This is a genomic window from Oceanobacillus halotolerans, assembly GCF_010993955.1.
In the GTDB taxonomy this organism is placed as follows: Bacteria; Bacillota; Bacilli; order Bacillales; family Amphibacillaceae; genus Oceanibacillus_A; species Oceanibacillus_A halotolerans.
Genome location: NZ_WIXL01000002.1, coordinates 412,936 through 425,511, shown reverse-complemented (window position 1 = coordinate 425,511; position 12,576 = coordinate 412,936). Strand labels below are relative to the sequence as shown.

Sequence of the window (12,576 nt, the reverse complement as noted above, 5' to 3'; positions counted from 1 at the left end):
CGAGATGATTACTTCTGTACAAAATGAAAAAATAAAAAAATGGAAAAAGCTACTAAAACGAAAAGGAAGGTTAGAAACAAATACTTTTTTGGTGGAAGGTTTTCATTTGTTAGAAGAAGCATGGAAAAGTAAATGGGAAATTGAAGATATTATTGTGCAAGAGGATGTATCATTACCCAATTGGTGTCAGGAATATAAGGTGACAACGGTTTCTAATAATGTGTTGCAAGCACTATCTCAAACCAAGTCACCACAGGGTGTCGTAGCAGTTATTCGAATGCAAACAAATCAGACTGTTACTGGTCCACATATTGTGCTAATCGATGCAATACAAGATCCAGGTAATTTAGGGACGATTATCCGTACAGCTGATGCTGCTGGGTTTAATGGTGTCATTTTAGGACATGACACAGTGGATATCTACAATTCTAAAGTAATTCGTGCCACACAAGGATCTATCTTTCATATTCCTGTTTTTTATACGAATTTACTCGACCAAATACAAGATTTAAAACATAAGGGCTATCAGATATGGGCAACAGCACTAAAAGATGCTCAAGCCTATCAAGAAGTTTCAGTAGGCGAAAAAGTTGCCATCTTGGTCGGAAATGAAGGAAATGGTGTGCACTCTTCTTTAATTGATGCTGCAACTGTTAATGTAAATATTCCGATATATGGTGAAGCCGAATCATTGAATGTCAGTATTGCAGCAGGGATATTAATTTACCACGTAAAACAATCATCCTTGCAACTTCCCTAAAAGTTTTCTATAATAAAATATACTTATGAAATGAAAAAACTGTCGATTAGAATAAACAATGAATGCGACGAAAGAGAAGATTAATAACATAATCCGTAGTTAAGGGAGGAGACGTCATGACTGAAAACGTCTCTACTAACGGTGTTATTGATCCTTCACTCTGGAGCTGGCACTTAGACCTTGTTGATCAAGTAAAGGTGTACCGGGCATACAACCCGTTATCATGTTAAAAAGTTGGACACTTATTTTTATATTTGTGTCAACAAGGGTGGTACCGCGATTGTAAACCTCGTCCCTTTTTAGGACGGGGTTTTTATAATGTAGCAATCTTTTCCAATGTGTAGTTTAAACAATATATTTTAAGGAGGCAGTAACGATGAAGGAGCAATTAGAAGCAATTCAACAAGAAGCTCTTGAAAAAATCAACACAGTCGATAATTTAAAAGAACTTCAAGAAATTCGTGTTGCTTATTTAGGGAAAAAAGGATCCTTGACAAGTGTATTAAGAGGAATGGGGCAACTTTCTAAAGAAGAAAGACCAATTGTAGGAGAAATGGCCAATCGTATAAGAGAAGCGATTACGGCTTCTCTCGATGAGAAAAAAGAAGCCTTAGAAAAAGAGGCATTGGAAAAACAACTAGAAGCGGAAGCAATTGATATTACGTTGCCTGGTCGTCCAACTAATGTAGGAGGACCTCATCTATTAACGAAAATTGTTGAAGAAATTGAAGATCTATTTATTGGAATGGGATATGAAGTTCGAGAAGGTCCTGAAGTGGAAACAGATTACTTCAACTTTGAAGCACTGAATTTACCAAAGGACCACCCAGCTCGTGATATGCAAGATTCATTTTATATTACAAATGAGTTGTTATTACGAACTCATACTTCCCCAGTTCAAGCGAGAACAATGCGAAAATACGGAGGAAATCAACCTGTTAAAATGATTTGTCCAGGGAAGGTGTACCGCCGTGATACAGACGATGCGACACATTCACATCAATTCACCCAAATTGAAGGGTTGTATGTTGATAAACATGTGCGTATGAGTGATTTGAAAGGAACATTAGATCGATTTGCCAAGAAGATGTTTGGTGAAGAGCGCAAAATACGCTTGCGTCCAAGTTTCTTCCCGTTTACAGAACCATCTGTCGAAATGGATATATCTTGTAAAGTATGTCATGGGGATGGGTGCTCTGTATGTAAGCAAACTGGCTGGATTGAAATTTTAGGCGCTGGAATGGTTCATCCAAACGTATTAGAAATGGCGGGATATGATTCAAATGAATATACTGGTTTCGCATTTGGAATGGGACCTGAACGAATAGCGATGTTGAAATATGGCATTAATGATATTCGTCATTTTTATACAAATGATCGTCGATTTTTAAAACAATATCACCAAGCGTAAGGAGGAGAACGTCGTGTTAGTATCACTTAACTGGTTACGAAACTATGTGGATTTAGGCGATATTAGTCCAGAGGATTTAGCCGAGAAAATATCGAAAACAGGAATTGAAGTAGACGGTATTGAATATATAGCAGAGAAAAGCAAGGGTGTTGTTGTAGGTTATGTAGAATCCTGTGAAAAGCATCCGAATGCAGATAAATTAAATCTTTGTCAAGTTAATGTTGGGGAAGAAACATTACAAATTATATGTGGTGCACCCAATGTATCACAAGGACAAAAAGTAGCCGTTGCCAAGCCTGGAGCTGTTTTGCCAGGTAACTTTAAAATTAAAAAAGTAAAATTACGTGGAATTGAATCAAATGGAATGATCTGTTCGATGCAGGAGCTCGGAATCGAAGAGAAATACGTTCCTAAGGATATGGCTGATGGGATTTATGTATTTGAAGAGGACGTAGCGATTGGGGAAAGTGTTGAAGGACTGTTAAACTTAAATGACGCTGTATTAGAATTCGATTTAACACCAAATCGGTCAGATTGTTTAAGTATGATTGGCGTAGCCTATGAAGTTGCCGCCATACTAGACAAACCAATAAAGCTTCCAGATGAATCATTAGAAACAGGGGCAGAACATGTTTCAGATTATGTGTCTGTCCAAGTAGAGGAACCAGAACTTAATCCATATTATGGAGCGTTCTTAGTAAAAGATATTGAAGTGAAACCTTCTCCATTGTGGATGCAAAATCACCTGATGGCAGCAGGTATTCGCCCAATTAGTAATGTTGTCGATATTACAAACTATGTATTGCTTGAGTATGGTCAACCATTACATGCATTCGATTTTGAACGATTAGGTACAAACCAAATTCTCGTACGTCGGGCGAAAGCAGAAGAAACACTTGTTACACTAGATGATGAAACACGTGTCTTATCAGAAGATGATCTCGTAATTACAGATGGAACAGTACCTGTTGCATTAGCAGGTGTGATGGGTGGTAAAAGTACAGAGGTACATGATGGAACAAAAACCGTCTTATTAGAGGCAGCATACTTTGCCCCATCCTCCGTTCGGAAAACAGTAAAAGAAACGGGATTACGAAGTGAATCTAGTACTAGATTTGAAAAAGGCGTTGACCCGAGCCGCGTCAAACAAGCTGGAATTCGTGCAGCTCAATTGTTAAAACAGTATGCTGGAGCAACCGTATTAGACGGAGTTGTGTCTGTGGATACATTAGATCGTACAGAAAAAATGGTATCGATTAATTCGAATACCATTAATGATCGCTTAGGTACTACCATTTCCAATGAAGAAATAGGAGATATATTAAGAAAGCTCCGTTTTCCATTTGAACAAAATGGGGATGTTTTTCATGTGACAATCCCGACACGTCGAGGGGATATTACGATATTTGAGGATATGCTAGAAGAAGTAGCGCGTATTTATGGATATGATAACCTGCCATTTACCTTACCAGAAGGTGTTTCTCAAGCGGCTGAGTTAACAGAACAGCAACGTTTGAAGCGGAAGGTGAAACACTATTTACAAGGATCAGGTTTACATGAAGTGATGACATACTCTTTAACGAATGAAGCTAAAAAGCAGGCATTTGTAAGTCCAGAAGTAAAAGATTATGGTGTACATCCTGTGAAAGTTGCTATGCCAATGAGTGAAGATCATCAGTACTTACGGTTAAGCATATTACCTGAATTACTTCAATCGGTTGCATATAATCGAGCACGTAACCAAATGAACATTGCTTATTATGAAATGGGGTCTATTTTTGTATCAAGTGAGGAATCTATTACTAAACAGCCCACTGAAGAACAACGCTTAGCTGGTGCGTTAACAGGTAATTGGCTGGAACATCCATGGCAGCAGGAAAATAAAATGGCTGATTTTTATGTTGTAAAGGGAATTATCGAAGGATTATTTGAACATTTAGCTATACCTGTGGCATTTAAACCAGCAAAATTACCTGAACTACACCCTGGAAGATGTGCTACATTGTTTGTTCAAGACAAAGTAGTCGGCTTTATTGGACAAGTACATCCAGTTATTGAAAAGCAAATGGATTTAAAAGAAACATATGTATTTGATATTAATTTGGAAAGCCTATTAAACGAATATCGAGATCGTACGGCATTTAATGTGATTCCAAAATATCCATCTATCGCACGTGATATTGCATTTATTGTCGATAAGGGTGTGTTAGCAGGTGATATTAAATCTAGAATTGAAGATAAAGGATCACCACTTGTGAAACAGGTACAGATTTTTGATGTTTATGAGGGTGAAAATGTCCCAGAAGGTAAAAAGTCTATTGCCTATAGTCTAGTTTATCAAGATCCTGAAAAAACGTTAAAAGATGATGAAGTAGAAGCATCTTATCAAGAAATTGTCAATACGATTAATGAAGAATTTAATGCATATATAAGATCATAATAAAAGACTCTTTTCACATATCAAAACAGGATATGATAAGCTAAAAACAGCCTAATAAAAACAAAGGTATGGTGTGATACGCCATACCTTTGTTTTTTATAAATGGCTCTTCTAGTCAAGTTCTTATGGCGAAAGCCTTAGTTGCACTTATGCAGTGGGACGTTTTGTTTCTTACCTCACCAAGCTTAAGCCGAGCCTCGGCGTGGCGCTATTTTGCGCGCAATGAGGATTGACTTAAGGCATCGAGGGGGGGAGGCGCTGGACCTAGACAATGCTCGCAAGGAGGCTGAAGCGTTCCCCGTGGCAAAGAAGACACTGTGAAAACAAACAGAGAGAGTTTGAACAGATGTCGCACTTGTGCCCATGGTGAAAGCGAGTGTTTTCCGCAGCGTTGGTTTAGTACTCACCTTATAAAGGATGGAAGGAAGTCATGCCAAACATTTACGACGCATAATTTATTAACTATGCATTAAGATATAAACTTGAAAAAACAACAATCGTTTAGTAAATAGCTTTATAAATATTTTTCTGCTTTGTGTGTATTAGCAAAGTGTACTTTTGCAATTTGGGATAATGATTCTTTTCCATATTTTTTGATAACCTTTGCAATCACTTGATCTACTTTTGACGATGCTCCTTTTGGTAAATCCATTCCTGTTTCTGCTGACAGTTTATCCATCTCTTTTAAAAAGCTTGTCCTAGCAATAATGGAACCAGCTGCAACAGCAATCGAATGGCTTTCTGCCTTTGTCAAAAAGTAGGTATTTGATGGTAGTGACTCGTTTTCAGAAGCGAGATATTTTTGGTATACAGCTGGTTCACAAAACTGGTCGATTAAAATTCCGTCATTAGGTTGGTTGTTTATTTTTTGTAATAGTTTATTGATTGCATGGTGGTGTAGCATTGCTTTCATTTTTCCTTGTGACCACCCTTTTCGCTGAAGGCGGTTATATTTCTCGTTATGTAATACTAATAATGCATAAGGAATGTTAAGTTTAATAATATCCTTTGCTATTGAACGAATGGTGCGATCTGTCAGGTTTTTGGAGTCTTGCACACCCAGTTGTTTCAAGGTTTGTATTTGATCGTGTGGAACAAAGGCACAAGCAACTGTAATAGGCCCAAAGTAATCACCAGTTCCAGCCTCATCTGAGCCTATATGGCTACTGGAATATAGTATATGAGGGGGAGTAAAGGAATGTGCTCTTGTTTGTTTGTGTTTAGGTGTATGTTTAGCTTTTTCTAAACCAAGATCCCATTTTTTAACTTCTATTTCTGGTGAAGAACCTTGAAATAATACTTTTCCAGATTTATATCCTGTTATAACAGCGTTTTTTGTTTTAGCACGAAAGATTGCCCCTTGAGGTGTTGATTGTAGTTCATTCTTGTAAAATTCTTTCATCTTTTGTATTTTATTAGTTGGTAATGTATAAACGCGTTGTGGCATTATTGTCGCTCCTTTATATGTAGCATAACTTGACTATAGCAAACGTGTAGGAAAAGTTAAATTATTTGGTGCTTTTCGCATACTTTGTTGTTTTCTACGTCGTATAATCTATATTGTGCGCAGTAAATGATGTTTAGAGCATTTATCCGTTCCGGAAATATACTTCGCTTTCCACGGGTGGCTGCTGAGCCTCCTCAACTCGTTCCTCGTTTGCGGGGTCTCATCTAGGCCTTTCCTCCCGTTGGAGTCTACGTATATTTCCTCCACTGATTTGATCAACATTTCCTATTAAATATTATGTTTATACGATAGTTGATTGGAGCGTAAGACAGTCGACTCCTGCGGAAAAAACAACAGCTGAAGATCCCACAGGAAGTGGTTTTCTTCCGAGGAGGCTGAGGCCGTGCCTGGTGAAAGCGACTGTCTGGAGCGGAAATTAACGGAGCATTTATTGCGTATAATACATCCTATATGCAAGACATTTCATACTTGGGAGCAACAATCTTTTAGAAAACAGCCAATTATTTTTATCATGAACAGTTTCCTAAATGCTGTCCTTCATGTTAAGATAAAGTGAATAATTTTTCTCACAGGAGGGTATCCTTGTGGCCCAAAATGATAAAACACGGGTAACAGTTGATATACATAATAAACCTTATACCGTAATTGGAACAGAGTCACCGCACCATGTTCGTTTAGTTGCAAGCCTTGTTGATCAAAAGATGCGGGAGATTCAAGAAGCAAATCCGAAATTAGATACAACTAAATTAGCGGTTTTAACAGCGGTTAATACAATGAATGATTATTTAAAGTTAAAAGAGGAATACGCTTCTCTGTTAGGTTCTAAGAAAGAGAAAGAGGATTAATAGACTATGGTTGATTTTATTTTAATTATATTATTGATTTTAGGTTTTTTTATTGGCTTAAAAAGGGGTTTTATTTTACAAGTATTCCACTTATTAGGATTTATAATCGCATTTATTCTTGCAACAATCTACTATGATAATCTCGCAGAAATGTTTTCACTCTGGATTCCATATCCTGAATTAGGTAGTGATAGCGCATGGGCAATATTTTTACAATCAGATCCACTCGAAACAGCTTTTTATAATGCAATTGCATTTGCTGCTATATTTTTCAGTGTAAAAATTGTCTTACAAATCATTGCTTCTATGTTAGATTTTGTAGCATCTTTGCCTATTTTAAGTTCAATTAATGGAATACTTGGTGCTGTGTTAGGATTTTTAGAAGTGTATTTGATTATCTTTGTTATCTTGTTTATTTTAGCTTTAACCCCAATTTCAAGTATTCAAGTTTGGATTGACCATTCTACGGTTGCTCAATTTATTGTGGAGAAAACGCCGATCTTATCCGAACAAGTAAAAACACTATGGTTCACTCAATTAGAAAGTATGTTTGATGCATAAAGGCTATTTTCGTATACTTTGTTGCATTCTTAACCGCGCATCTTAAATATTATGAGTCGTAATTTTCTTTAACTTACTTCCATCCTTTTTAAGATGAGTGCTAATCCACCGCTGTGTTAAAATACTCGCTTTCCGAAGTGGAAATCAATAACGCAATTTTAAGACGCATAATCTATCAACTTTCAGGATGATTAATACTGGAAAAAGCAACAATCTGTTAGAAAACAGCCTACATAAAAGAAATAATTTAGACTGATTCAAAGTATTAGGGGTAGCATTGGCATGTCGTGTACAATGTAACTAAAATGAATCAGTCTTTTCATTTGTAGAAGAGTAGATATAAGAGAAGGTGAATGAACTCATGACTGTTAACAAAAAAGATGTGATTAAACTTTTAGAAAAAATAGCGATATACCTCGAATTAAAGGGTGAAAATCCATTTAAAATATCTGCTTATCGGAAAGCAGCTCAAGCCTTAGAACGAGATGATCGCTCCTTATCGGAAATTAATGATTTTACCAAATTAAAAGGGATTGGGAAAGGAACTAGTACAGTCATTGAATCGTATATAAAAGAAGGTGTTTCTGATACCTTAATTCAATTAGAAAAAGAAGTGCCACAAGGGTTAGTGCCTTTATTACATTTACCTGGCCTAGGCGGAAAAAAATTGGCCAAGTTATATCAAGAACTTGGTGTCTCAGACGCGGCATCATTAAAAGAAGCTTGTGAAAAAGGAGAAGTGGAACAACTAGCTGGCTTTGGTAAGAAGACTGCTGAAAAGATCCTTGCTGCTCTAGAGGACGCAGGTAATCGACCTGAGCGAATTCCGATAGCTCATATGTTGCCAATTGCAGAAAGGATAGAGGCATATTTAGAAACAATACCGGAAATTGAGCGATTCTCACGGGCAGGAAGCTTGCGTAGAATGCGAGAAACCGTGAAGGATATCGACTTTATTATTGCAACAGAAAACACAACAACTGTTAAGGAAGCCTTAGTTCAATTTGATAGTATAAAAGATGTGATTGCTAGTGGAGATACGAAGGTTTCGATTACACTTGATGAAGTATATGAAATCAATGTCGATTTTCGTTTGGTTACCGAACAAGAATTTGCCACTACTTTGCACCATTTTACTGGCTCAAAAGACCATAATGTAGCGATGAGACAATTAGCAAAGAAACGTGGTGAAAAAATTAGTGAATATGGAATTGAAAAGGATAATACTGGTGAAGTCCTAACCTTTACAAGTGAACAGGCATTCTTTCATCACTTTGATCTTCATTATATTCCACCTGAAGTGAGAGAAAATACAGGTGAGGTAGAAGCGTTTAAGGAAAACATTAAATTAATCGAGCTGGCTGATATACGTGGTGACATGCATATGCACTCAACCTGGAGTGATGGTGCACAGTCAATAGAAGAAATGGTTAACCGTGTCCGAGCAAAAGGATATGAGTACATGGCTATAACAGACCATTCCAAATATCTACGTGTTGCAAATGGATTAAATGAAACTAGACTGCGGAAACAACGAGAAGAAATAGATAGACTTAACCAACAATATAATGATATTCAACTATTTGCTGGTGTTGAGATGGATATTTTGCCAGATGGCCAGTTAGATTTTTCCGATGATTTTTTACAGGAAATGGACTTTGTCATTGGCTCCATCCACTCAAGTTTTAATCAATCGCAAGCGAAAATAATGGAACGATTGGAAGCGGCATTAGAAAATCCATATATTTCGTTAATTGCACACCCTACAGGTCGTTTGATCGGAAGACGCCAGGGGTATGATGTAGACCTTGAGCGATTAATTCAACGAGCATACGAAACCGATACAGCACTCGAAATAAATGCTAATCCTAATCGACTAGATTTAGCAGCTCATTGGGTTAGAAAAGCGCAGGAAGAAGGAGTCAAAATCTTTATTAATACCGATGCACATGATTATCGTATGCTGGATCATATGGAATATGGTGTTGGGGTTGCAAGAAAAGGTTGGCTGCAAAAAGAAACAGTCATAAATACTTGGCCAAAAGAGAAACTTATAGAATGGATTAACCGTAATAGATAGGAGTAAGTCGTCATGAATGAACGGATCTTTCGTATACTGGAATTTGATAAAATAATTCAATTGTTATCAAGTGAAGCAGCAACATCATTAGGTAAAGATTTATGTATGACATTAAAACCATCTACTGAATTAGATGAAGTAAATCATATGCAAGCAGAAACAGATGAAGCTAGAACGATAATTCGGCTGAATGAATCGATCCCATTAGGAGGAATATCAGACATACGGCCAAGTGTAAAACGATCTACAATCGGTGGTATACTAGCGGCTGAAGAATGTTTAGATGTGGCAAACACAATTTATGGTGGCCGACAAGTAAAACGTTTTATGGAGAAACTAGACGAATCATTGCCTATTCTAAGTAATTTAAACGAACAGATTTATCCATTACGTGATTTAGAGACACAAATTAAAAGTTGTATAGATGATCATGGACATGTGATGGATAGTGCATCTGTTAAATTACGTAGTATACGTTCATCAATTAGAACATTTGAGTCTAGACTTCGAGACAAATTAGATAACTATACAAAAACAAAGAGTAATATGCTTTCTGATGCTATCATCACGATCCGGAATGATCGATATGTTCTTCCCGTCAAGCAAGAATACAGAGGTGCAATCGGAGGAATTGTCCATGATCAATCAACGTCTGGTGCTACATTATTTATGGAACCAAAAGCTGTTGTTGATTTAAACAATCAATTACAAGAGGCAAAGGCAAATGAACAAACAGAGATAGAACGTATTTTACGTATGCTGACCGAACAAATCGCTAATCATGAAACCTATTTACTAGATAATGTCACTGTATTAGCACAGATTGATTTTATCTTTGCTCGTGCAAAACTTGCTAGTAATATGAAAGCATCTCTGCCAATGATTAATCAAGATGGTTATATAAAAATGCAACAAGCAAGACACCCTTTAATTCCATCTGATGAAGTGGTAGCAAACGATATTGAGTTAGGAAAAGGTTATACAGCCATCGTTATCACAGGACCAAATACTGGTGGTAAAACAGTAACATTGAAGATGGTTGGGATCTGTACGTTAATGGCTCAGTCTGGGTTACAAATTCCGGCATTGGATGGCTGTGAAATGGCTTTATTTGAGCATGTTTTTGCTGATATTGGTGATGAACAATCAATAGAACAGAATTTAAGTACGTTTTCCTCCCATATGACGAACATCGTAAATATTATGAACAAAGTGGATCACCAATCACTTGTGTTGTTTGATGAACTGGGAGCAGGCACAGATCCGCAAGAAGGTGCAGCTTTAGCAATGTCTATTTTAGATAATGCTATCTCAAAGGGTGCACGTGTAATTGCAACTACCCACTATCCTGAATTAAAAGCGTATGGTTATAATCGTGACAATGTCGTAAACGCCTCAGTTGAATTTAATGTGGAAACACTTGAGCCGACCTATCGTTTACTAATTGGCGTGCCAGGTAGAAGTAATGCCTTTGACATCTCAAAACGGTTAGGGTTAAGTGATGCCATCATTGAGCAAGCAAAAAGCCATATCGGGATTGATTCCAAAAATGTTGAAAATATGATTGCTTCTTTAGAACAGTCCAAAAAGCAGGCCGAAAAGGAATATGAAGAAGCACATCAAGTACTAGAAGAAAGTGAAAAACTGCATCGAGATCTAAAAAATGAATGGAATCGGTTTAACGAAGTGCGCGAAACATTATATAAAAAAGCGGAAGAAAAAGCAGAAAAGGCACTTCAAAAAGCTCGAGATGAAGCAGCACTTATTGTTGAGGAAATCAAAAATATGAAAACAGAAAGTGCATTTAAAGAACATGAGTGGATTGAAGCGAAGAAATTACTTGATGACGCAAAACCCAACTTAGTGAAGAAGAAAAATAAGGAAGAAAAGAATGTCAATACAAAGGAAGAGTCGTTGCAGCCAGGAGATGAAATTATTCTATTAACCGTAAATCAACAAGGAACGGTTTTAGAAAAAGTTTCTGATGATGAATATCTTGTTCAAGTAGGTATTATGAAAGCGAAAGTGAAACGAAATGATTTAAAACGCGTTAAACAAACGAGGAAACAACAACCTACCCGTCCATTAGCTACGGTAAAGGGGAACAGCTACCATGTTAAGACAGAACTTGATTTACGTGGTCAACGATATGAGGATGCAATTTGGCAATTAGAAAAATATATCGATGACACGGTATTGGCAGGTTATGAAAAAGTGTCTATTATTCATGGTAAAGGAACTGGAGCATTGCGTAAGGGAGTACAAGAATTTGCCACTAAACATCCAAATATTAAATCTTATCGAGCAGGATCCAGTGGTGAAGGTGGTAGTGGAGTTACCGTATTGGAATTACGTTAAATTCCGAACATAAGGGGAGAGGTGTTTTGGAGTGGAAGGTTTCTGGGAAAACATACACGTCGAAACAGCTGCACGATATAGTGTCGTTATTCTTTGCTCGATTCTTTTTTTAGCGATCTTTGAGCTAATTACATCGTATAAGAATTGGAAGGAAATTAATAAAGGGAATATTGCAGTTGCTATGGCAACAGGGGGAAAACTACTAGGTATTTCCATTATTTTCCGTTACTCAATTGAACATAATGACACTTTATTACAAAGTGTTGGCTGGGGAGTTTTTGGCTTTTTCTTATTATTGTTAGGCTATGTATTGTTTGAATTTCTGACACCAACCATTAAAGTAGATCAAGAAATTGGAAAGGGAAATAAAGCAGTTGGATTTATTTCGATGGTTATTTCGATTGGTCTATCTTTCGTCATTGGTGCAAGCATAGGGTGAGGTGACATAATTTGTTAGAAACATTAGCAAAAATTTTAATCGCAGTAGCAGTTATTTTTTTAATTATAGGTGTTATTTACTTAATTTAAGTCTCTTTTCGTATACTTTCTATTATTTTTTAATGACGCATCTTATATATTATACGTCTTATTACCGCTATGGAAAACACTTCGCTTTTCAACAGACAACTAAGATTCTTATTGGTAAATGTAAC

General features: G+C 36.8%; 9 protein-coding genes and 1 other annotated feature. Of the genes, 8 read left to right on the top strand and 1 reads right to left on the bottom strand.

What is annotated here, in order from left to right:
* The first annotated feature begins 4 nt into the window (after positions 1-4).
* The 3 genes from GHC26_RS05090 (at position 5) to pheT (ending at position 4,611) form a co-directional block, all read left to right on the top strand.
* Positions 5-760, top strand: a complete 756-nt coding sequence (locus tag GHC26_RS05090; RefSeq protein WP_163970179.1) for a TrmH family RNA methyltransferase — start codon at positions 5-7, stop codon at positions 758-760.
* 58 nt (positions 761-818) lie between these two features.
* Positions 819-1,060: a binding site (T-box leader), on the top strand.
* 76 nt (positions 1,061-1,136) lie between these two features.
* Complete coding sequence (pheS, locus tag GHC26_RS05085; RefSeq protein ID WP_163970178.1) at positions 1,137-2,171, top strand: phenylalanine--tRNA ligase subunit alpha; 1,035 nt, start codon at positions 1,137-1,139, stop codon at positions 2,169-2,171.
* Between the two features lie 13 nt (positions 2,172-2,184).
* Positions 2,185-4,611, top strand: coding sequence for a phenylalanine--tRNA ligase subunit beta (gene pheT / locus GHC26_RS05080; RefSeq protein ID WP_163970177.1), 2,427 nt, complete (start codon positions 2,185-2,187; stop codon positions 4,609-4,611).
* A gap of 514 nt (positions 4,612-5,125) precedes the next feature.
* Here pheT and rnhC read toward each other — a convergent pair.
* Positions 5,126-6,058, bottom strand: coding sequence for a ribonuclease HIII (gene rnhC, locus GHC26_RS05075; protein ID WP_163970176.1), 933 nt, complete (start codon positions 6,056-6,058; stop codon positions 5,126-5,128).
* A gap of 605 nt (positions 6,059-6,663) precedes the next feature.
* Between rnhC and zapA the strand changes: the two genes are divergently transcribed.
* The 5 genes from zapA to GHC26_RS05050 all read left to right on the top strand — a co-directional run bounded on the left by zapA (position 6,664) and on the right by GHC26_RS05050 (position 12,362).
* Positions 6,664-6,924 (top strand): cell division protein ZapA, encoded by a 261-nt coding sequence (gene zapA / locus GHC26_RS05070; protein WP_163970175.1) that lies wholly within the window; start codon positions 6,664-6,666, stop codon positions 6,922-6,924.
* A gap of 6 nt (positions 6,925-6,930) precedes the next feature.
* A complete protein-coding gene (locus GHC26_RS05065) occupies positions 6,931-7,485 on the top strand; it encodes a CvpA family protein (RefSeq protein WP_163970174.1) in 555 nt (184 codons plus the stop codon).
* Positions 7,486-7,846: 361 nt separating this feature from the next.
* A complete protein-coding gene (gene polX, locus GHC26_RS05060; protein WP_163970173.1) occupies positions 7,847-9,565 on the top strand; it encodes a DNA polymerase/3'-5' exonuclease PolX in 1,719 nt (572 codons plus the stop codon).
* 12 nt (positions 9,566-9,577) lie between these two features.
* A complete protein-coding gene (locus GHC26_RS05055) occupies positions 9,578-11,923 on the top strand; it encodes an endonuclease MutS2 (RefSeq protein ID WP_163970172.1) in 2,346 nt (781 codons plus the stop codon).
* Between the two features lie 31 nt (positions 11,924-11,954).
* On the top strand, positions 11,955-12,362 hold the full coding sequence (locus GHC26_RS05050; RefSeq protein ID WP_163970171.1) for a DUF350 domain-containing protein: 408 nt from the start codon (positions 11,955-11,957) through the stop codon (positions 12,360-12,362).
* The last annotated feature ends 214 nt before the right edge of the window (positions 12,363-12,576 follow it).